At 69.0% G+C, this 21,712-nt stretch carries 19 protein-coding genes; 13 read left to right on the plus strand and 6 right to left on the minus strand.

Annotated features, from left to right (window positions below):
* Positions 1–8 precede the first annotated feature (8 nt).
* Complete coding sequence (locus AC1HIL_RS09875) at positions 9–1,079, plus strand: aldose epimerase family protein (protein ID WP_479671705.1); 1,071 nt, start codon at positions 9–11, stop codon at positions 1,077–1,079.
* 139 nt (positions 1,080–1,218) lie between these two features.
* Here the strand turns inward: AC1HIL_RS09875 and AC1HIL_RS09880 are convergent, their stop codons facing one another.
* The 3 genes from AC1HIL_RS09880 to AC1HIL_RS09890 form a co-directional block, all read right to left on the minus strand.
* Positions 1,219–1,905: a Crp/Fnr family transcriptional regulator gene (locus AC1HIL_RS09880; protein WP_057594587.1), complete on the minus strand. Its 687-nt coding sequence runs from the start codon at positions 1,903–1,905 to the stop codon at positions 1,219–1,221.
* A 69-nt stretch (positions 1,906–1,974) separates the two neighbouring features.
* Entirely contained in the window at positions 1,975–2,943 is a 969-nt protein-coding gene (locus AC1HIL_RS09885; RefSeq protein ID WP_479671706.1) for an AraC family transcriptional regulator, read from the minus strand.
* Between the two features lie 88 nt (positions 2,944–3,031).
* Positions 3,032–3,970, minus strand: coding sequence for an SMP-30/gluconolactonase/LRE family protein (locus AC1HIL_RS09890; protein WP_479671707.1), 939 nt, complete (start codon positions 3,968–3,970; stop codon positions 3,032–3,034).
* A gap of 147 nt (positions 3,971–4,117) precedes the next feature.
* On the opposite strand from AC1HIL_RS09890, the gene AC1HIL_RS09895 reads away from it, so the two are divergent.
* Entirely contained in the window at positions 4,118–4,894 is a 777-nt protein-coding gene (locus tag AC1HIL_RS09895) for an SDR family NAD(P)-dependent oxidoreductase (protein WP_261216612.1), read from the plus strand.
* 140 nt (positions 4,895–5,034) lie between these two features.
* Here AC1HIL_RS09895 and AC1HIL_RS09900 read toward each other — a convergent pair whose 3' ends face one another.
* Positions 5,035–5,994 (minus strand): LysR family transcriptional regulator, encoded by a 960-nt coding sequence (locus AC1HIL_RS09900; protein WP_057594591.1) that lies wholly within the window; start codon positions 5,992–5,994, stop codon positions 5,035–5,037.
* A gap of 146 nt (positions 5,995–6,140) precedes the next feature.
* Between AC1HIL_RS09900 and AC1HIL_RS09905 the strand changes: the two genes are divergently transcribed.
* The 10 genes from AC1HIL_RS09905 (at position 6,141) to AC1HIL_RS09950 (ending at position 19,229) form a co-directional block, all read left to right on the plus strand.
* A complete protein-coding gene (locus AC1HIL_RS09905) occupies positions 6,141–7,607 on the plus strand; it encodes an aldehyde dehydrogenase family protein (RefSeq protein WP_479671708.1) in 1,467 nt (488 codons plus the stop codon).
* A 64-nt stretch (positions 7,608–7,671) separates the two neighbouring features.
* A complete protein-coding gene (locus AC1HIL_RS09910; RefSeq protein ID WP_057594593.1) occupies positions 7,672–8,637 on the plus strand; it encodes an ABC transporter substrate-binding protein in 966 nt (321 codons plus the stop codon).
* Positions 8,638–8,645: 8 nt separating this feature from the next.
* Positions 8,646–9,716 (plus strand): multiple monosaccharide ABC transporter substrate-binding protein, encoded by a 1,071-nt coding sequence (chvE, locus tag AC1HIL_RS09915; protein ID WP_057594594.1) that lies wholly within the window; start codon positions 8,646–8,648, stop codon positions 9,714–9,716.
* 38 nt (positions 9,717–9,754) lie between these two features.
* Positions 9,755–11,281, plus strand: a complete 1,527-nt coding sequence (gene mmsA / locus AC1HIL_RS09920) for a multiple monosaccharide ABC transporter ATP-binding protein (RefSeq protein ID WP_479672481.1) — start codon at positions 9,755–9,757, stop codon at positions 11,279–11,281.
* On the plus strand, positions 11,268–12,476 hold the full coding sequence (gene mmsB / locus AC1HIL_RS09925) for a multiple monosaccharide ABC transporter permease (protein ID WP_479671709.1): 1,209 nt from the start codon (positions 11,268–11,270) through the stop codon (positions 12,474–12,476). Before mmsA ends, mmsB begins: the two co-directional genes overlap by 14 nt.
* 4 nt (positions 12,477–12,480) lie before the next feature.
* Positions 12,481–14,010 (plus strand): sugar ABC transporter ATP-binding protein, encoded by a 1,530-nt coding sequence (locus AC1HIL_RS09930; RefSeq protein WP_057594596.1) that lies wholly within the window; start codon positions 12,481–12,483, stop codon positions 14,008–14,010.
* Between the two features lie 298 nt (positions 14,011–14,308).
* Positions 14,309–15,355 (plus strand): ABC transporter permease, encoded by a 1,047-nt coding sequence (locus tag AC1HIL_RS09935; protein WP_479672754.1) that lies wholly within the window; start codon positions 14,309–14,311, stop codon positions 15,353–15,355.
* On the plus strand, positions 15,352–16,377 hold the full coding sequence (gene yjfF / locus AC1HIL_RS09940; RefSeq protein WP_057594598.1) for a galactofuranose ABC transporter, permease protein YjfF: 1,026 nt from the start codon (positions 15,352–15,354) through the stop codon (positions 16,375–16,377). The genes AC1HIL_RS09935 and yjfF overlap by 4 nt, the downstream gene beginning before the upstream one ends.
* 11 nt (positions 16,378–16,388) lie before the next feature.
* The gene (locus tag AC1HIL_RS09945) at positions 16,389–18,128 is read left to right on the plus strand and encodes an IlvD/Edd family dehydratase (RefSeq protein WP_479671710.1); all 1,740 of its coding nucleotides are present in this window, start codon (positions 16,389–16,391) and stop codon (positions 18,126–18,128) included.
* Between the two features lie 183 nt (positions 18,129–18,311).
* On the plus strand, positions 18,312–19,229 hold the full coding sequence (locus AC1HIL_RS09950; protein WP_261216628.1) for a dihydrodipicolinate synthase family protein: 918 nt from the start codon (positions 18,312–18,314) through the stop codon (positions 19,227–19,229).
* 15 nt (positions 19,230–19,244) lie between these two features.
* Here the strand turns inward: AC1HIL_RS09950 and AC1HIL_RS09955 are convergent, their stop codons facing one another.
* On the minus strand, positions 19,245–19,493 hold the full coding sequence (locus AC1HIL_RS09955) for a DUF3297 family protein (RefSeq protein WP_057594601.1): 249 nt from the start codon (positions 19,491–19,493) through the stop codon (positions 19,245–19,247).
* Between the two features lie 86 nt (positions 19,494–19,579).
* Between AC1HIL_RS09955 and AC1HIL_RS09960 the strand changes: the two genes are divergently transcribed.
* Positions 19,580–20,488, plus strand: coding sequence for a LysR family transcriptional regulator (locus AC1HIL_RS09960; protein ID WP_057594602.1), 909 nt, complete (start codon positions 19,580–19,582; stop codon positions 20,486–20,488).
* Here the strand turns inward: AC1HIL_RS09960 and AC1HIL_RS09965 are convergent.
* Positions 20,469–21,659: an ABC transporter substrate-binding protein gene (locus AC1HIL_RS09965; RefSeq protein ID WP_479671711.1), complete on the minus strand. Its 1,191-nt coding sequence runs from the start codon at positions 21,657–21,659 to the stop codon at positions 20,469–20,471. The two genes, AC1HIL_RS09960 and AC1HIL_RS09965, sit on opposite strands and share 20 nt — an antisense overlap.
* Positions 21,660–21,712: the final 53 nt, after the last annotated feature.

Consider the following 21,712-nt stretch of genomic DNA (forward strand, 5'->3'; position numbering starts at 1 on the left):
GTCATTCGATGAGCGAACCGAGAATCTCCCAGCGCAGCTACGGCCGCATGCCCGACGGCCGGCCCGTCATCGAGTACACGCTCGACAACGGCCTCGGCCTGCGGCTGCAGGCGATCAACCTCGGCGGCATCGTCACCGCGCTGCTGGTGCCCGATCGCCAGGGCCGCGCCGCCAACGTGGTGCTGGGCCTGCCCGACCTCGCGGCCTACCTCGGGCCGCATCCGCACCTGGGCACCATCGTCGGCCGCTTCGCCAACCGCATCGCGGCCGGGCGCTTCGAGCTCGACGGGCAGGCGCACCAGCTCGCGCTCAACGACGGGCCGAACTCGCTGCACGGCGGGCCGCAGGGTTTCGGCAAGCGCTTCTGGAGCATCTACGCGCTGCCGGGCGAGCCCGGGCGCATCGGCATCGAGCTGCGCCATGTCAGCGCGCATGGCGACGAGGGCTACCCGGGCGAGCTGCGGCTCGCCGTGCGCTACGAGCTGAGCACCACGGCCAACACCTGGCGCATCGGCTACCGCGCCGAGACCGACCGGCCGACCGTGCTGAACCTGAGCCACCACGACTACTTCAACCTCGCGGGCGAGGGCAGCGCGATGGCGCACCGGCTCATGCTGCCGGCCAGCCGCTACTGCCCGGTCGATGCCACGCTGATCCCGACCGGGCTGGCCGAGGTGGCGGGCACGCCCTTCGACTTCCGGCAGCCGATGCCCATCGGCGAGCGCATCCGCGACGGCCATGCGCAGATGCTGATCGCGCGCGGCTACGACCACAACTGGGTGCTCGACCGCGCGCAGGAACGCGATGGCCTCGCGCTGGCCGCGCGGCTGGCGCACGAAGCCTCGGGCCGCACGATGGAGGTGCACACCACCGAGCCCGGCGTGCAGTTCTATTCGGGCAACTTCCTCGACGGCAGCCTGCTGGGCAGCGGTGGCGCGGCGATTCGCCAGGGCGACGGCCTGTGCCTGGAGACGCAGCACTTCCCCGATTCGCCGAACCGGCCGGAATTTCCCTCCACGGTGCTGCGGCCCGGCGAGGTGTTCCGCAGCGTGACCGAGCACCGCTTCGGCATCGCCTGAAGCCCGGCGCCGGGCTCACGAGGTGTGAAGAAACCATAGCGAGCGCCCCGAGGTCGCGCCGAGGACCGCAGCCGTACTCACGTACGGTGAGGACCGCAGGTGCGAGATCGGGGCGCGCAGTAGGTTTATTCATACCTTGTCAGGCCGCCGACAGCCGGTCGTCGGGCACCGTGCCGAAATCCGTCAGCGCGAAATCCTCGGGCACGTGCACGGCGCGCGCATCGCGCCGCAGCAGGCCGCGCTGTTCCATGGCGCGCATGGTCTTGTTGACCACCTCGCGCGACAGCCCCGAGTACGAGGCGATCATCGATTGCGAGATGCGCTTGTCGAAGCCGCCCGCATGCGCCGGCGCCAGCTGCGTGAGCTGGTGCAGCACGTGGCCCACCAGCGCGCCCGAGGACAGCGTGGAGACGCGCCGCAGCCGTCCGCGCAGCAGGGCCAGCCGCTTCGCGACCAGGCCCAGCAGGCGCAGCGCGATCTCGGGCCGGCGCGCGCACAGCTCGCGCAGCGCCGCCGCCGACACCAGGTGCACCGACGAGGGCAATGCGGCGACCAGCGCCTGCGTCGAGCGGTAGCGATCCTCCGGCAGCCCGAGATCGAGGAAGAAGTCGTCGGCGCGGATGAACTCGCTCGTGAAGTCGGCGCCCGGCGTGCGGCCGCGCGCCACCACGCGCAGCAGTCCGCTCGCCACGCAGTAGACGCGGTCGGTGTCTTCGCCGGCCTCGAGCACGGTCTCGTTGCGCCGGAAGTAGCGCAGCTCGCTGTGGCGTGTCAGCCATTCCCGTTCCGCCATCGGAAGGCCGGCCGTGAGGGGATGCAGGTACATGGCCGCGATGATTGGCGAGCGCGGCCGCCGCGTCTTCTCATTGCGCGCAGGCGCCCCGCGGCGAAACGATCAGTGGCCGCCGGCCCGTGCGCGCGCGTCGCGCGGCGTCATGGCATAGGCGGCGCGGAAGGCGCGGTAGAAGGTCGCGAGGCTGTCGAAGCCGCTGCGGTAGGCGATGTCGGTGACCGAGCGTTCCGGTGCCGCCGCCAGCTGCCGCGAGGCGTCGGCGAGCCGCAGCGCCGTCAGCGTGCGCGCGAACGAATGGCCGGTGGGCTCGAACAGCACGTGCACCTGGCGCAGCGAGATGCCCAGTTCGCGTGCCACGCCCGAGGGCGAGAGTTCGGGCAGCCGCAGGTCGCGCTGCAGGATCTCGCGCGCCGCGTGCAGCAGGCCCGCGCGCAGCGCGGCACGGCTCTCGGGCAAGCCCGGCGCGAGGCGGCCGCGCGCCAGCAGCGTCAGCCGCACGGCATGCACCACCTCGGCCCCGGCGTTGGCGAGTTCACCGGGTCGCGTCGTCAGCGCGCGGAACAGCGCCAGCAGTGGTCGCGCGAAGGCGGCCGTGCGCGTGAGCGGTGCCGCGAACAGGTCGTCGGCGCGCGCGCCCAGCAGCATGCCGGGCGCGAGCGGTATGCGCAGCGAGCGGAAGTCGAAGCCGTCGCCGCGGATCGGCGTGGCCTCGAACGGCAGGTCGGCATGGTGGACCACGAGGTCGCCCTCGCGCACCAGCAGGGGTTCGCCGCGGCCGCTGCCGACCCAGCCCGGGCCGCGCACCTGCAGGCCGATGCACAGGCTCTGGCCCGCGACGCGCGCGATGTCGGCGCGCGTGCGGCTCACGCGGTAGGAGGAGGCGCGCAGCTCGGAGACGCTGGCGGAGATGCTCGCGTCGCCGACCGGCGTGGAGAGGAAGTGCCCTTCGAAGGCCGTGCGCCGTTCGCGCGGCACCTCGATCGTGACGCCGAACAGGTGCTTGCCGCGCACTTCGCACCAATGGTCGAAGCGGTCCTGCGGGCGGAGGTCGTCGGTCGAGAAATGCAGCATGGCCGTCGGAGCGAAGCGACGGATTCTCCGGCGACTTCGCGTCGCCGGCATGGCAATCCCCGGTGTCCGTGGGGCCGACGGGGTCGGGTCAGCCCGCGAACAGGTTCGCCGCTACGCCAGGGCCGTCGATGCGCACCGCGAACAAACCGCCGGCCAGCGGCTCGGCGGCGAGTTGCGCCTCGCTGCGGCCGTTGCGCGCGGTCGAGATGTAGAGCGTGCGCAGGTCGGGCCCGCCGAAGGCGCAGTCGGTGACGTTGCCCGCGGGCAGCGCGATGCGCGCGAGTTCCCGCGCGCTCACCGGATCGTGGCAGCTCACGCAGGCGCCGTCCCAGTGCGCGATCCACAGTCGGCCGGCCGCGTCGGTGGTCATGCCGTCGGGCAGGCCGTCGGTGGCGGGGAAGCGGTGCCAGAGGCGGCGGTTCGCCACCGTGCCGGCCTCCATGTCGAAGTCGTAGGCGTAGAGATGGTTGAGCACCGTGTTGTTGAAGTACAGGGTGCGGCCATCGGCCGACCAGGTCGGGCCGTTCGTGACCTCGAAGCCGTCGTCGTGACGGCCGCAGCGGCCGTCGCCGTCGAAGCGGTAGAGCGCGCCGGTGGGCGCCTTGCAGTCGAAGTCCATGCTGCCGCCCCAGAAGCGGCCGCGCGCGTCGCACTTGCCGTCGTTGAAGCGGTTGCCCGCGCGCTCGGGCTCGGGCTGGTGCAGGTAGGCGGGCGAGGCGGTCTCGTCCTCGGGCGCCGTCGCGGGATCGAAGAAGGCGAAGCCGCGGCGCTGCGTGATCACCAGGCCCGGGGCGGCGGCGCGCTCGGCGATGGCCGTGATCTCCTCGGCGAAGCGCCAGCTCCGGCGCTCGCCGCTCGCGGGGTGGAAGCGGAACAGCCGCGGCGTGAGGATGTCGATCCAGTAGAGCGCCTGTTCGCGCGGCGACCACATCGTGCCTTCGCCGAGGTTGGCGCCGGCATCCCAGATGCATTCGGGCGTGCCGAGGATCGTCGGCGCGGGGAGGGGGCTTGTCTCTGCGGCGGTCATGCGTGCCTTCTTGGTTGGGTGCCTCGTGGCGGGTCTTCTTGACGCCGCGGATCGTATCAAGGCATATTGATAACTGAAATCAAAAATAACGGTATGCATTGATATTCAATTTGCAATGCATCAAGACCACCCCGTCCGGAGACCTCCTTGACCGCTTCCTCCTCCCTTGCCATCCACCCCAGCCTCTCGGGCCGCACCGTGTTCGTCACGGGCGGCGGCAGCGGCATCGGCGCGGCCATCGTGTCGGCCTTCGCCGCGCAGGGCGCCAGGGTGGCCTTCGTCGACATCGCCGAAGCCGCCAGCGCCGAACTCGCGCAGCGCATCGCACAGGCCGGCCACGTGGCGCCCTGGTGGCGTGCCTGCGACGTGCGCGACATCGCCGCGCTGCAGGCCGCCATCGCCGATGCGGCGGCCGAACTCGGCGACTTCGCCGTGCTGGTCAACAACGTCGCGAGCGACGACCGCCACACGCTCGAGTCGGTCACGCCCGACTACTACGACAACCGCATGGCGATCAACGAGCGCCCCGCGCTGTTCGCGATCCAGTCGGTGGTGCCGGGCATGAAGCGCCTGGGCGCGGGCTCGATCGTCAACCTCGGCTCCACCGGCTGGCAGACCAAGGGCTCGGGCTACCCCTGCTACGCGATCGCCAAGTCCTCGGTCAACGGCCTCACGCGCGGGCTCGCGGTGGAACTGGGCCGCGACCGCATCCGCATCAACACCGTCTCGCCCGGCTGGGTGATGACCGAGCGCCAGGTCGCGCTGTGGCTCGACGCCGAGGGCGAGCAGGCCCTGAAGCGCAACCAGTGCCTGCCCGACAGGCTGATGCCCGAGGACATCGCGCGCATGGTGCTGTTCCTGGCCTCGGACGATGCGCGGATGTGCACGGCGCAGGAGTTCACCGTGGATGCCGGGTGGACCTGAGAGAGACAGCCGAACAGCCGGACGCAGAGGACGCGAAGGTTTCGCGAAGAGCGCGAAAGGAATACCAAATTTTTTGAGGTCTCTTTTGCGTACTTCGCGAAACCTTCGCGTTCTTCGCGTCCGGCTGCCCGCCCCCGAATTCAGTCGATCTCGAGCTTGCGCCCGTAGACGCCCAGGCTCGCCGTCTTCAGCGCCTTCATCATCACCTTGGCCGCCGGCGACAGCAGCCGGTCGGTGCGCGTGATGATGCCGAAGGCGTCCATGTGGCAGGGCATGTCCAGCGGCAGCAGCGACACGATGCCGTGCGCGGCGTAGTAGCGCGCCACGTCGGTCGCCAGCACCGCCACCATGTCGCTCTGCTGCAGCATGCGCGTGATGAACAGCAGCGCCGAGCTCTCGATGGTGTTGATCGGCGGCTGCAGCCCCTCCTCCTGGAACATCAGTTCGAAGCGGTGCCGCAGCACGCTGCCGGCCGGCGGCACGATCCAGCCCTCGCCGACCACGTCGCGCAGCGTGAGGCCGCTCACGCCCAGCAGCGGATGGCCGGGGCGCACCAGCGCGCACACCGGCTCCTCGGTCAGCGCCTCGTAGCGCAGCTGCGACTTGTCGTGCTCGGCGAACAGCCGCGCCACCAGGATGTCGAGCTTGCCCTGCTCGAGCCGCTCGATCAGCACCGGGCTGGTCTCGATCTCGAGCGAGATCCGCAGCTGGGGCTGCTCGCGCTTGACCATTGCCACCGCGGGCGGCAGCAGCGTGAGGCCGGGCGCGGTGATCGCGCCCACGCTCACCTGGCCGAAGCGGCCGGCCTTGAGCGCGGTGAGCTCGTCGTGCGCCTGGTTCAGGCTCGCGAGCGCCACCCGCGCGTGGCGGATCATGGTCTCGCCGTACCAGGTCGGCCGCATGCCGCGCGGCAGCCGCTCGAACAGCGGCACCTCGAGCACGTCCTCCAGGTCCTTGAGCAGCTTGGAGGCCGCCGGCTGCGTCATGTTGAGCACCTGCGCGGCGCGGTGGATGTTGCCTTCCTCGGCCAGTGCCACCAGCAGCAGCAGCTGGCGCGTCTTGAGCCGCGCGCGGATAAACCAATGGGTGTAGTTCGTCATGAAGGCTGAGAACCTCGGTTCGCCCGGGTTTTCCAGAATGTCTCGATCGATATTCATTTTGTCGAAAAAATGATTGGATCGATATCCGTTTCATTCCTAGACTGCCGCCCACCCCCCACAACAACAGAGACAAGGTCGGCGCCACGGTGTTCCACGGCGAGATCCATCAGAACGTGCGGCAGTACATCAACGGCCGCTGGGAAACCAGCGCGACCACCGGTGTGAGCACCAATCCCTCGGACACCAGCGAAGTGGTGGCCGAGTACGCACGGGCCGACCGCCGCCAGACCGACGCGGCGATCCGCGCCGCCTCCGACGCCTTCCCCCACTGGAGCCACAGCACGCCGCAGCGCCGCGCCGACGTGCTCGACCGCATCGGCGCCGAGCTGCTGGCGCGCAAGGACGAGCTGGGCCTGCTGCTGGCGCGCGAGGAGGGCAAGGTGCTGCCCGAGGCCGTGGCCGAGGTGGCGCGCGCGGGCCAGGTGTTCAAGTTCTTCGCGGGCGAGGCCTTCCGTGGCGGCGCGGGCGCCGGCGGCGGCGAGAGCCTCGCCTCGGCGCGCGCGGGCGTGCAGGTCGACGTCACGCGCGAGCCGCTCGGCGTGGTCGGCCTGATCGCGCCCTGGAACGCGCCTTTCGCGGTGCCGGCCTGGAAGATCGCGCCCGCGCTCGCGCATGGCAACAGCGTGGTGTTCAAGCCGGCCGAGCGGGTGCCGGCCTGCGGCTGGGCGCTGGCCGAGATCATCAGCCGCGCCGCGCTGCCCGCGGGCGTGTTCAACCTCGTGATGGGCAGCGGCCGCGAGGTCGGCCAGGCGCTGGTCGACAGCCCGCACGTCGACGCGCTGAGCTTCACCGGCTCGGCCGCCGTCGGCGAGCGCGTGCTGCGCGGCGCCACCGCGCGCCGGGCCCGGGTGCAGCTCGAGATGGGCGGCAAGAACGCGCTGGTGGTGCTGGCCGACACCGACCTCGAGCGCGCGGTCGACTGCGCGGTGCAGGGCGCCTACTTCTCGGCCGGCCAGCGCTGCACGGCCTCGAGCCGGCTGATCGTCGAGGCCGCGGTGCACGATGCCTTCGTGGCGCGGCTGCGCGAGCGGCTCAAGGCGCTGCGCGTGGGCCATGCGCTCGAGCGCGGCGTGGAGATCGGGCCGATCGTCGACGCCGAACGGCTCGCGGGGCATCTCGCCTGGGTCGACATCGCGCGCGCCGAGGGCGCCGAGCATGTCTGGGGCGGCGAAGCGCTGGAGCGCGCCACCACCGGCCACTACATGAGCCCCGCGCTGTTCCTGGCCGAGCCCGGCCACCGCATCGCGCGCGAGGAGATCTTCGGCCCGCTGGCCTGCGTGCTGCGCGCCACCGACTACGAGCATGCGCTCGCGCTGTGCAACGACACGCCGTTCGGCCTGTGCGCCGGCATCTGCACCAACTCGCTGAAGCACGCGATGCATTTCAGGCGCCATGCCGAGGTCGGCATGACCATGGTCAACCTGCCGACCGCGGGCGTGGACTTTCACGTGCCCTTCGGCGGCCGCAAGGGCTCGGGCTACGGCCCGCGCGAGCAGGGACGCCAGGCCGCCGAGTTCTACACGCAGGTCAAGACCGGCTACATGCTGGCCTGACCCGCACCCAGGTCCCCCTAAGGTTTCCGACAAGCAGCCCCCCATCCACAACAGGAGACGACCCATGACCATGAACCGCCGCACCCTCAACGCCGCGCTCGCCGCCGCCGCCCTCGGCGGTCTGCTGCCGGCTTCCGTCCTCGCGCAGAAGAAGCTCGTGCTGGGCTTCGCGCAGGTCGGCGCCGAAAGCGAATGGCGCACCGCCAACACCGAGTCGATCAAGGCCTCGGCCAAGGAGGCGGGCATCGAGCTCAAGTTCTCCGACGCGCAGCAGAAGCAGGAGAACCAGATCAAGGCGATCCGTTCGTACATCGCGCAGAAGGTCGACGTGATCGCCTTCTCGCCCGTGGTCGAGTCGGGCTGGGACACGGTGCTGCGCGAGGCCAAGGCCGCGAAGATCCCGGTGGTGCTGACCGACCGGTCCGTCAACAGCAAGGACGACACGCTCTACGTGACCTTCATGGGCTCGGACTTCGTCGAGGAGGGCCGCAAGGCCGGCCGCTGGCTGGTCGAGAAGATGAAGGACCAGAAGGGCGAGGTCAACATCGTCGAGCTGCAGGGCACGGTGGGCTCGGCGCCCGCCATCGACCGCAAGAAGGGCTTCGAGGAAATCATCAAGGCCGACCCGAAGTTCAAGATCGTGCGCTCGCAGACCGGCGACTTCACGCGCGCCAAGGGCAAGGAGGTGATGGAAGCCTTCCTCAAGGCCGAGGGCAAGAAGATCAACGTGCTCTACGCGCACAACGACGACATGGCGATCGGCGCCATCCAGGCCATCGAGGAGGCCGGCCTCAAGCCCGCAAAGGACATCGTGATCATCTCCATCGACGGCGTGAAGGGCGCCTTCGAGGCCATGATCGCCGGCAAGCTCAACGTCTCGGTCGAATGCAGCCCGCTGCTGGGCCCGCAGCTGATGCAGGCGGTGAAGGACATCAAGGCCGGCAAGACGCTGCCCAAGCGCATCGTGACCGAGGAGGGCATCTTCCCGATGGAAGTGGCCGCCAAGGAATTCCCGAACCGCAAGTACTGAGGACGACCATGAAGCGCAACTTCCTCAAGGCGGCCGTGGCGGGCCTCGCGCTCGCCGCCGCCGGCATCGCGCCGCTGGCCCGGGCGCAGGACAAGGGCCTGATCGCGATCTCGATGCCCACCAAGTCCTCCGCGCGCTGGATCGCCGATGGCGCCAACATGGTCAAGTACTTCAAGGAGAAGGGCTACAAGACCGACCTGCAGTACGCCGACGACGACATCCCGAACCAGCTCGCGCAGGTCGAGAACATGGTGACCAAGGGCTCGAAGGTGCTGGTGATCGCGGCCATCGATGGCACCACGCTGTCCGACGTGCTGCAGAAGGCTGCCGACAAGGGCGTGAAGGTGATCGCCTACGACCGGCTCATCAAGGGCTCGAAGAACGTCGACTACTACGCCACCTTCGACAACTTCCAGGTCGGCGTGCTGCAGGCGCAGTCGATCGAGAAGGCGCTCGACCTCAAGGCCGGCAAGGGACCGTTCAACATCGAGCTGTTCGGCGGATCGCCCGACGACAACAACGCCTTCTTCTTCTACAACGGCGCGATGTCGGTGCTCGACCCCTACATCAAGAGCGGCAAGCTGGTGGTGCGCAGCAAGCAGACGGGCATGGACAAGGTCGGAACCCTGCGCTGGGACGGCGCGGTGGCGCAGGCGCGCATGGACAACCTGCTGTCGGCCTTCTACACCAAGGAGCGCGTCGACGCGGTGCTCTCGCCCTACGACGGGCTGTCGATCGGCATCCTGTCGTCGCTCAAGGGCGTGGGCTACGGCTCGGGCTCGCAGCCGATGCCGGTGGTGTCGGGGCAGGACGCCGAGATTCCCTCGGTGAAGTCGATCCTGCGCAAGGAGCAGAGCTCGACCGTGTTCAAGGACACGCGCGAGCTCGCCAAGGTCACGGTGGCGATGGTCGACGCCATGCTCTCGGGCAAGACGCCCGAGGTCAACGACACCAAGACCTACAACAACGGCGTCAAGGTCGTGCCCTCGTACCTGCTCAAGCCGGTCAGCGTCGACGGCAGCAACTGGAAGCAGGTGCTGGTCGACAGCGGCTACTACAAGGAAAGCCAGGTCAAGTGAACGAGCGCGACGCGCACGGCGGCGGCACGATCCTCGAGATGCGCGGGATCACCAAGACCTTCCCGGGCGTGAAGGCGCTGTGCAACGTCAACCTCGCGGTGCGCGCGGGGGAGATCCACGCGGTGGTGGGCGAGAACGGGGCCGGCAAGTCCACGCTGATGAAGGTGCTCAGCGGCGTCTATCCCTGCGACTCGTACGACGGCGAGATCCTGTTCGAGGGCGAGCCGCGCCGCTTCCGGGGCATCGCCGACAGCGAGAAGCTCGGCATCATCATCATCCACCAGGAGCTCGCGCTGGTGCCGCTGCTGTCGATCGCCGAGAACATCTTCCTCGGCAACGAGATCGCGCGCGGCGGCGTGATCGACTGGTTCGCGGCCTATGCGAGGACGCGCGAGCTGCTCGCCAAGGTCGGCCTGAAGGAAGCGCCGACCACGCTGGTGACCGACCTCGGCGTGGGCAAGCAGCAGCTGGTTGAAATTGCGAAGGCGCTCGCGAAGGAGGTGCGCCTGCTGATCCTCGACGAGCCCACCGCGAGCCTCAACGAGACCGACAGCGACGCGCTGCTGCGGCTGCTGCTCGAGCTCAAGCGCCAGGGCATCGCCTCGATCCTGATCTCGCACAAGCTCAACGAGATCGCCAAGGTGGCCGATGCGATCACCGTGCTGCGCGACGGCGCCACGGTCGAGACCATGGACTGCCGCGCCCAGCCGATCAGCGAGGACCGCATCGTGCGCGGCATGGTGGGGCGCGACATGGCGCACCGCTATCCGCCGCGCGAGCCGAAGATCGGCGAGACGGTGTTCGAGCTGCGCGACTGGCGCGTGCACCATGCGCAGCATGCCGACCGCGAGCAGATCCACGGCGTGGGCCTGCGCGTGCGCCAGGGCGAGATCGTAGGCATCGCGGGCCTGATGGGCGCGGGCCGCACCGAGCTCGCGATGAGCGTGTTCGGCCGCTCCTACGGCCAGCGCATCAGCGGCGAGGTGCTGATGCACGGCAAGACGGTGGACGTGAGCACGGTGCGCAAGGCCATCGACCACGGCATCGCCTACGTGACCGAGGACCGCAAGGGCCTGGGCCTGGTGCTCGAGGAGGAGATCCGCAAGAACGTGAGCCTCGCGAACCTCGGCGCGGTGGCCGACGGCCTGGTGATCGACCCGGGCCGCGAGTTCCAGGTGGCGAACGAGTACCGCAAGGCGCTCAAGATCCGCTGCGCGGGCATCGAGCAGCCGGTGGTCAACCTCTCGGGCGGCAATCAGCAGAAGGTGGTGCTGAGCAAGTGGCTCTTCACGCAGCCCGAGCTGCTGATCCTCGACGAGCCCACGCGCGGCATCGACGTGGGCGCCAAGTACGAGATCTACACCATCATCGACCGGCTCGCGCGCGAGGGCAAAGGCATTCTCATGATCTCTTCCGAACTGCCGGAGCTGCTCGGCATGTGCGACCGCATTTACGTGATGAACGAGGGGCGCTTCGTCGCCGAATTCACGGCCGCCGAGGCCACGCAGGAACGCATCATGCACGCCATCGTGCGCGCGGGGAGCACGGTCCATGTCGCGGCCTGAAGCACAGGCGGTGACCGCCGCCGTGGCCGCCGAGCCCCGGGGCCTGCACGCGGGCTTCCTCAAGAACAACCTGCGCGAATACGGCATGCTGATCTCGCTGGTCGCGATCATGGTGCTGTTCCAGGTGCTGACCGACGGCACCCTGCTGCGGCCGCTGAACCTCACGAACCTGCTGCTGCAGAACAGCTATGTGGTGATCATGGCGCTGGGCATGCTGCTGGTGATCGTGGCCGGCCACATCGACCTGTCGGTGGGCTCGGTCTGCGGCTTCATCGGCGCGCTGGCGGCGGTGCTGATGGTGGAGTACGAATGGCATTTCGTGCCGACCGCGATCGTGAGCATCCTCGCGGGCGCGCTCATCGGCGCGGCGCAGGGCTGGTTCGTGGCCTTCCGCAAGATCCCCTCGTTCATCGTCACGCTCGCGGGCATGCTGGTGTTCAAGGGGCTCACGCTGGCATTGCTCGCGGGCCAGTCGGTGGGGCCGTTCCCCGAGGCCTTCCAGCGCCTGAGCTCGGGCTTCATCCCCGACCCGATCGGCGGCGCGGCGCTGCGCACCACCTCGCTGGTCGTGGGCGCGCTGGCGGCCGCGGCGCTGGTGTTCTTCAAGCTGCGCGGCCGTGCGAAGCTCGCGGCGCACGGCATGGCGCAGGAGCCCTATGCCTTCTTCCTCGTGAAGAACCTGTTCTTCGCGGCCATCATCCTGTTCTTTAGCTACCTGCTGGCCACCTACAAGGGCCTGCCCAATGTGCTGATCGTGATGGCGGTACTGATCGTGGCCTACGACTTCGTCACCAACCGCACCACCATCGGCCGGCGCATCTATGCGCTGGGCGGCAACGAGAAGGCGGCGCGGCTGTCGGGCGTGAAGACGCAGCGCCTGGCCTTCCTGACCTTCGTGAACATGGGCGCGCTGGCCGCGCTTGCGGGACTGGTGTTCGCGGCCCGGCTCAACACCGCCACGCCCAAGGCCGGCCTGGGCTTCGAGCTCGACGTGATCGCGGCCTGCTTCATCGGCGGCGCCTCTGCCTCGGGCGGCGTGGGCAAGGTGATGGGCGCGGTGATCGGCGCCTTCATCATGGGCGTGATGAACAACGGCATGTCGATCCTCGGCATCGGCATCGACTACCAGCAGGTGATCAAGGGGCTGGTGCTGCTGGCGGCGGTGTTCATCGATGTCTACAACAAGAACAAGTAGCGCCATGGCCGACTCCGCGACCTCCGCGCCCCTGCCCGTGCTCGCGCTGCGCGGCATCCGCAAGCAGTTCGGCGGCATCGCCGTGCTCGACGACGTGCAGCTCGAGCTGTACCCGGGCGAGGTGCATGCGCTGATGGGGCAGAACGGCGCGGGCAAGTCGACGCTGATCAAGGTGCTGACGGGCGTGCTGCCCTCGAGCGGCGGCGAGATGTTCCTAGACGGGCAGGCGATCCATCCGGCCTCGCCGCTCGATGCGCAGAAGCTCGGCATCAGCACGGTCTACCAGGAAGTGAACCTGTGCCCGAACCTGTCGGTGGCCGAGAACGTGTTCGCGGGTCGCTATCCGCGCCGTGGCGCGCTGCAGGGCTTTCGCATCGACTGGCGCGCGGTGAACCGCCGCGCGGAGGAACTGCTCGCGCGCATCGGGCTCGAGATCGACGTGACGCGCTTGCTGTCGAGCTATTCGGTGGCGGTGCAGCAGATGGTGGCGATCGCGCGCGCGCTCGGCGTGTCGTCGAAGGTGCTGATCCTCGACGAGCCCACCTCGAGCCTGGACGACGACGAGGTCGAGAAGCTGTTCGAGGTGTTGCGGCGGCTGCGCGCGGAAGGCATGGCGATCGTCTTCGTGACGCACTTTCTCAACCAGATGTATGCAGTGTCCGACCGCATCACGGTGCTGCGCAACGGCCACTGGGTGGGCGAATGGAAGGCGGCGGACCTGGGGCCGCAGGCGCTGATCGCGGCGATGCTCGGGCGCGAGCTGGCGGCGCAGTCGGCGCGGCCCGCGGCATTGCCGGCCTTCGACGAGGCGGCCCCCGCGCTGCTGCAGATCGAGGGGCTGGCACAGGCCGGCCAGCTGCAGCCGACCGACCTGCGCGTGCGTGCCGGCGAGGTGGTCGGCATCGCGGGCCTGCTGGGCGCGGGCCGCACGGAACTGGCGCGGCTGCTGTTCGGGCTCGAGACGCCCGACCGCGGGGTGTTGAAGATCGAGGGCCGCACGCTGAGCTTCTCGAACCCGGCCGATGCGATCCGCGAGGGTCTGGCGCTGTGCCCCGAGGAACGCAAGACCGACGGCATCGTGGCCGAGCTGTCGGTGCGCGAGAACATCGCGCTCGCGCTGCAGGCGCGCCTGGGCACGCGCAAGTTCCTCTCGCATGCCGAACAGACGGCGATGGCCGAGCGCTTCGTGGCCTCGCTGGGCATCAAGACGGCAAGTGTCGAGACCCCCATCGGATTGCTGTCGGGCGGCAACCAGCAGAAGGCCATGATCGCGCGCTGGCTCGCGACCGAGCCGCGCATCCTGATCCTCGACGAGCCCACGCGCGGCATCGACGTGGCGGCCAAGCAGGAGATCATGGAAGAGATCCTGCGGCTCGCGCGCGCGGGGATGGCGGTGATCTTCATTTCTTCCGAGATGAGCGAGGTGGTGCGGGTCGCGCATCGCATCGTGGTCCTGCGTGACCGGAAGAAGGTGGGGGAGTTGCCGGGCGGGGCCACCGAAGACGAGGTGTACGACATGATTGCTGCGGCATGAAGCGCTTGTCTTGCTTTGTTCGTTCGGGACGGGCGCGCGCCGATGGGGTACTCCCCTCCGCGAATGTCCCCCGCCTTCGGCTCCTCCTTTATTTCGCTGCGGGGAGTACCCCATCGACGCGCGCCTGGACGCAGCGGTTGTTGAACCGCCGGCACCACCGCAGCGCCTCTCGTGCACAGGGCAGTGGGTGCTTCCCGCAGCGAAATCAAGGAGGAGCCCGAAGGGCGGGGGACATTCGCGGAGGGAAGTACCCGCTGTCCTGTGCACGCGCCCCAGCCCTCAAGCAGAGACCCTACCAATGACAGCAACAAAAAGCCGAGTGCACAAGGCCATGCACCACCGCCTGACCTGGCCCCTGGTCACGCTGTTCCTCTTGCTGGCCGTCAACACAGCCTTCAACCCCAGCTTCCTCCACCTCGAATGGAGAGAGGGCCATCTCTACGGCAGCCTCATCGACATCCTCAACCGCGCCGCCCCCCTGGTGCTGGTGTCGCTGGGCATGACCCTGGTCATCGCCACGCGCGGCATCGACATCTCGGTCGGCGCCGTCGTGGCCATCGCGGCGGCGCTCGCGGCCTGGATGATCGGCGGCTCGGTGGCCAGTGACGTGAGCCGCTTTCCCATGAGCCTGGCCATCGTGGCGGCCATCGGCATCGCGTTGCTGTGCGGCCTGTGGAACGGCCTGCTGGTGGCCAAGGTCGGCATGCAGCCGATCATCGCCACGCTGATCCTCATGGTGGCCGGGCGCGGCATCGCCCAGCTCATCGCCGACGGCCAGATCATCACCATCTACTACAAGCCCTTCTTCTTCCTCGGCAGCGGCTACCTGCTGGGCCTGCCGTTCTCGCTGTTCATCGTGGCCACCGTGTTCGTGCTGCTGTATCTCGCCATCACCCGCACCGCGCTGGGCCTGTTCATCCAGGCCGTGGGCATCAACCCGACGGCCGCGCGCGTGGCGGGCGTGCAGGCGCGGCGGCTGATCGTCGGGGCCTATGCCTTCTGCGGTGCCTGCGCGGGCGTGGCGGGCCTGCTGATCAGCTCCAACGTCAAGAGCGCGGACGGCAACAACGCCGGCCAGCTGATCGAGCTCGACGCGATCCTCGCCGTGACCCTCGGCGGCACCGCGCTGACCGGCGGGCGCTTCAGCCTCGTGGGCAGCGTGATCGGCGCGCTGATCATCCAGACCCTGACCTATGCGATCTACTCGCTCGGCGTGCCGCCCGAGATCAACCTCGTGGTGAAGGCCGGCGTGGTGTTCGCGGTGATGCTGCTGCAGTCGCCCGAGTTCAGGGCGGAGATACGGACGCTGGTGCAGCGGCCGGCGCATGACGGAGCCAAGGCATGAGCGCGGTGATCGAGGCGGCACCACAGTCCTCCGCCGTGCGTACAGGGGGGAAGGAGCGCAGCAGGCTCAATCCCAAGTACCTGCCGCTGGCCGCGACCATCTCGCTGTTCGTGCTCGTCGCCACGCTGGGCTCGGTGTTCTACGACGGCTTCTTCTCGGCCCAGGTCTTCCTCAACCTGCTGATCGACAACGCCTTCCTGATCGTCGTCGCCGTCGGCATGACCTTCGTGATCCTCTCGGGCGGCATCGATCTTTCGGTGGGCTCGGTGATCGCGCTCACCACCATGGTGTCGGCCGCGCTGGTCGAGAAGCACGGCTGGAGCCCGGCGGTGGTGATTCCGCTCGTGCTCGCCATGGGCACCGCCTTCGGCGCCTTCATGGGCCTGCTGATCGAGCGCTACCGGCTGCAGCCCTTCATCGTCACGCTGGCCGGCATGTTCCTCGCGCGCGGCCTGTGCTACCTGATCAGCATCGACTCGATCAGCATCACGAACGAGTTCTACACCGAGGTCTCGCAGATCCGCATTCCCATCTGGGGCGAGGCCTCGATCTCGCTGAGCGCGGCGATCGCCGTCGGCGTGCTGCTGGCCGCGGTCTTCGTCGCCCACTGCACGCCCTTCGGCCGCGCCGTCTACGCCATCGGCGGCAGCGAGCATTCGGCCATGCTGATGGGCCTGCCGGTGCGTCGCACGCTGATCGGCGTCTACACCCTCTCGGGCTTCTGCTCGGCGCTGGCCGGCGTCATCTTCACCTTCTACATGCTCTCGGGCTACGGCCTGCATGCCGTGGGCCTCGAGCTCGACGCCATCGCGGCGGTGGTCATCGGCGGCACCCTGCTCACCGGCGGCGTGGGCTATGTCGCCGGCACGCTGTTCGGCGTGCTGATGCTCGGGATCATCCAGACCCTGATCTCCTTCGACGGCACGCTGAGCTCGTGGTGGACGCGCATCGTCGTCGGCGCGCTGCTGTTCGTGTTCTGCCTGCTGCAACGCTTCTTCACCTCGCGCGCCCCGCGCCGCTGATCGACCTCCCCATGACCCAGAAGAAATTGCGCTCCGCCGAATGGTTCGGCACGGCCGACAAGAACGGCTTCATGTACCGCAGCTGGATGAAGAACCAGGGCATCCCCGACCACGAGTTCGATGGCCGGCCGATCGTCGGCATCTGCAACACCTGGTCGGAACTCACGCCCTGCAACGCCCACTTCCGCAAGATCGCCGAGCACGTCAAGCGCGGCATCTCGGAGGCCGGCGGCTTCCCGGTCGAGTTCCCGGTGTTCTCCAACGGCGAATCGAACCTGCGGCCCACCGCCATGCTCACGCGCAACCTCGCGAGCATGGACGTCGAGGAAGCCATCCGCGGCAACCCGGTCGATGCCGTGGTGCTGCTGACCGGCTGCGACAAGACCACGCCCGCGCTGCTGATGGGCGCGGCGAGCTGCGACATCCCGGCCATCGTGGTCACGGGCGGGCCGATGCTCAACGGCAAGCTCGACGGCCGCAACATCGGCTCGGGCACGGCCGTGTGGCAGCTGCACGAATCGCTCAAGGCCGGCGAGATCGACCTGCACCAGTTCCTCTCGGCCGAGGGCGGCATGTCGCGCTCGGCCGGCACCTGCAACACCATGGGCACGGCCTCCACCATGGCCTGCATGGCCGAGGCGCTCGGCACCTCGCTGCCGCACAACGCGGCCATTCCCGCGGTCGACGCGCGGCGCTACGTGCTGGCGCAGATGTCGGGCATGCGCGCGGTCGAGATGGCGAAGGAGGGCCTGACGCTCTCGAAGGTGCTCACGCGCGAGGCCTTCGAGAACGCCATCCGCGTCAATGCCGCCATCGGCGGCTCGACCAATGCCGTGATCCACCTGAAGGCGATCGCGGGGCGCATCGGCGTCGAACTCGAGCTCGAGGACTGGACCCGCATCGGCAGCCACACGCCGACCATCGTCGACCTGATGCCCTCGGGCCGCTTCCTGATGGAGGAGTTCTACTACGCGGGCGGCCTGCCCGCGGTGCTGCGCCGGCTCGGCGAGAACGGCCTGCTGCCGCACCCGGGCGCGCTCACCGTCAACGGCCGCTCGCTGTGGGACAACGTGCGCGACGCGCCCAGCCTTGACGACGAAGTGATCCGCCCGCTCGACAAGCCCCTGATCGCCGACGGCGGCATCCGCATCCTGCGCGGCAACCTCGCGCCGCGCGGCGCCGTGCTCAAGCCCTCGGCGGCCACGCCCGAGCTGCTCAAGCATCGCGGCCGCGCGGTGGTGTTCGAGAACCTCGAGCACTACAAGGAGCGCATCGTCGACGAATCGCTCGAGGTCGACGCCAGCTCCGTCCTCGTGCTGAAGAACTGCGGCCCCAAGGGCTACCCCGGCATGGCCGAGGTCGGCAACATGGGCCTGCCGCCCAAGCTGCTGCGCCAGGGCATCAAGGACATGGTGCGCATCTCCGACGCGCGCATGAGCGGCACCGCCTACGGCACCGTGGTGCTGCACGTCGCGCCCGAGGCGGCCGACGGCGGCCCGCTGGCGGCGGTGCGCGACGGCGACTGGATCGAGCTCGACTGCGATGCCGGCCGGCTGCACCTGGATATCGGCGACGAGGAACTGGCCGCGCGGCTGGCCGCGCTCGGGCCCTCCGACGCGCAGCCCATGAACACGCGCGGCGGCGGCTACCAGAAGCTCTACGTGAACCACGTGCTGCAGGCCGACGAGGGCTGCGACTTCGATTTCCTGGTCGGTTGCCGTGGGGCGGCCGTGCCGCGCCATTCGCACTGAAATGAAACACCAACAGCCGGACGCAGAGGACGCGAAGATTCCGCAAAGGGCGCGAAAGAGAAATTCAAAAATTTTCTTGTCTTCCTTTTGCGTCCTTCGCGAAGTCTTCGCGTCCTCTGCGTCCGGAAGTCCGCTCCCGTCTTCGGCCGTAGCGCAATGAACAACCGACCTCTTCGACACACCATGACCCCCCGATACCGCGGCATCTTCCCGGTGGTGCCCACCACCTTCGACGAACAGGGCGCGCTCGACCTCGAGAGCCAGAAGCGCTGCGTCGACTTCATGATCGACGCCGGCTCCGACGGCCTGTGCATCCTGGCCAACTTCTCCGAGCAGTTCGTGCTGTCGGACGAGGAGCGCGAGGTGCTCACGCGCACCGTGCTCGAGCACGTGAAGGGTCGCGTGCCGGTGATCGTGACCACCACCCACTACAGCACCCGGGTGTGCGCCGAGCGCAGCCGCCGCGCGCAGGACATGGGCGCCGCGATGCTGATGGTGATGCCGCCGTATCACGGCGCCACTTTCCGCGTGCCCGAGGAACAGATCTTCGCGTTCTACGCGCGGCTGTCGGACGCCGTGGGCATTCCGATCATGGTGCAGGACGCGCCGGCCAGCGGCACCGTGCTGTCGGCGCCGTTCCTCGCGCGCATGGCGCGCGAGATCGAGCACCTGGCCTATTTCAAGATCGAGACCGCGGGCGCGGCCGCCAAGCTGCGCGAGCTGATCCGCCTGGGCGGCGACGCGGTCGAGGGCCCGTGGGACGGCGAGGAGGCGATCACGCTGATGCCCGACCTCGATGCCGGCGCCACCGGCTCGATGACCGGCGGCGGCTATCCCGACGGCCTGCGCCCGATCCTGGTGGCGCACCGCGAGGGCCGGCGCGAGGAGGCCTTCGCGCGCTACCAGCAGTGGCTGCCGCTGATCAACTACGAGAACCGCCAGGCCGGCCTCCTGGCCTGCAAGGCGCTGATGAAGGAGGGCGGCGTCATCGCCTGCGAGGCGCCGCGGCATCCGCTGCCGGCGCTGCATCCTGACACGCGCGCGGGACTGATCGAGACCGCGCGGCGGCTCGATCCGCTGGTGTTGCGCTGGGGGCGCTGAAGAACGACTGCCGCGTCAGCGGTAGTAGACCTCGACCGTGCCCTTGAGCTTGAGCAGCAGCGGATGGCCCTTGCGGTCCACCGTCTTGCCGGCCGGCACCTTGATCCAGCCTTCGCTGATGCAGTACTCCTCGACGTCGAGGCGTTCCTTGCCGTTGAAGCGGATGCCGATCTCGTGCTCGAAGGCCGTGGGCAGATGGAAGGGGCTGCGCGCGTCGGTCGAGAGGCGGTCGGGCAGGGGCGGGCGTTCGGTGGCGTCGGTCATGGCAAGGATTGTCGGTCGAAGGGGCCGGCCGCGGCAGTGGGCGCGCGGCGGCGTGCAATGATAGTGGCCGACCGACCCCCGCCCCCATGAGACCCGACCTGGATTCCCTTGCGCTGTTCCTGCGCGCCGTCGAATGCGGCAGCCTCTCGAAGGCCGCCGCCGAGAGCCACATGGTGCTGTCGGCCGCGAGCCGGCGCATCGCGATGCTCGAGAGCCAGTTCGGCGTGACCCTGTTCCAGCGCAGCTCGCGCGGCGTGACCGTGACGGGCGCGGGCGAATCGCTCGCGGTACATGCGCGGCTGATCCTGCGCGACGTCGACCGCATGCGCGCCGACCTGTCCGACTACGCGCAGGGCGCCACCGGCCGCGTGCGGCTGCAGGCCAATGCCTCGGCGATGGGGCAGTTCCTGCCCGACGACGTGGCGAGCTTCCGGCGCGCCTATCCCGAGATCCGCGTCGACGTGGAGGAGCACCGCAGCGTGTGGATCGTGCAGGCCATCCGCGAGCGCCAGGCCGACGTCGGCGTGATCACCGGCGAGACCTCCGACGCCAGCCTCAACTTCATCCCCTACCGCATGGACCGGCTGGTGGCCGTGGTGCACCGGCGGCATCCGCACCGCGGCCGCGAGGTCTCGTTCGAGCAGCTGCTCGATTTCGACTTCGTCGGCCTCGAGAGCGACTCCGCGATCGCGCGCACCATCGAGGACGCGGCCGCGCTGGCGCGCAAGGTGCTGCGGCTGCGCGTGCAGGTCAAGAGCTTCGAGGCCGTGTGCCGGATGATCGAGGCCGGCATGGGCGTGGGCATCCTGCCCGAGGGCGCGGCCGCCACCTACCGCAAGGAGATGGGGCTGCGCTTTTTGAACCTCACCGACGCCTGGGCCTCGCGCCGCATGTACATCTGCACGCGGCAGGAGACGCTGGGCTTTCCGCAGCGCCGGCTGGTGGACCACCTGCTGGCGCGCAGCGTCGCGCCCGTCACTTCATCAGGTCGCTGAGGTTCACCGGCTTGATCTTGCCGCCTTCCACCGTGGCCACCAGCGGGTCGACGATGGTGCCGCCCACGCTGTCCACGCCCTTGAAGCTGCCGGCATTGATCTTCTCGGGCAGCGCCTTGAGCGCGTCGCCGAGCTTGGCGCGGATCGCCGCCGCGTCGCTGGTGGTGCCCGCGAGCTTCATCGCGCCGGCCAGCGCGTGCACCAGCGTGTAGTTGTAGGAAGACTCGGTGGTCGCGTCCTTGTCGGCGCCGTAGGCCTTGCGGTAGGCCTCGGCGAAGCTCTTCGGGCCCACGCGCTCGTCGTAAGCCACCGGCAGCACGCCGATCGAGCCCTCGAGCGCGCCGAGGCCGCCCGTGACCTTGGCCATCTCGTCGAACTTGGCCTGGTCCATCACCAGGAAGCCGCCCTTGAAGCCGAGCTCGCGCGCCTGCTTGGCCACCAGCGCGGTGGGCTCCGAGGGGCCGCCGACGAACAGCACGTCGGGCTTCTCGGCCAGCACGCGGCTCACGCCGCTGTAGAAGTCGGCCGAGCGGTTGTAGGACATGGGGTTGTTCGAGGCGATGGTGCCGCCGGCCTTCTCCCAGGCCGGGCCGAACAGCTGGCTCCAGTTCTTCGCGTACTCGTGGTCGCCCGGCAGCATGCCGACGCGCTTGCCGAACTTCTTCATCTCGTAGCGCGTGAAGGGCTCGATGTAGGAGTTGAAGGTCGGCGGGATACGGATGGTGAGCTTGTTGCCGGTCTCGGTGATCTTCGGCGTGCTCGAGTACGCCATCACGATGAACTTCTCCTGCTCGTTGAAGGCCTGCATCGCGTAGATGCCGCCCGAGTGCGGCACGAACACCGCCGGCGCCTGGTGCTGCTGCACCAGCCGGCGCGCGTTGATGGCGGCATCGGCCGGCGAGTACTTGTCGTCGAGCGCGACCAGCTCGAACTTGTACTTCTTGCCGCCGACCTCGAGGCCCGCGGCATTCACTTCCTTGATCGCCATCTCCATGCCGTTGACCACGTTCTTGCCGTAGAGCGCGGCGCCGCCGCTCAGCGGGCCCGTGAAGCCGATCTTCACCGTGTCCTGCGCGAAGGCGGAGCCGGCACCGAAGGCGGCGGCCAGCGCGGCGGCCACGGGCAGCGCGGCGAGGCGGCGGCGGGTGCGAAGGGGCGTGGTGGATGTCATGGCGTTGTCTCCTGTAGTTGGGGGGCGAGGAAAAAGCGGGGGACCGGCGCGCG

The sequence above is a fragment of the Variovorax sp. ISS6 genome (genome assembly GCF_056523145.1).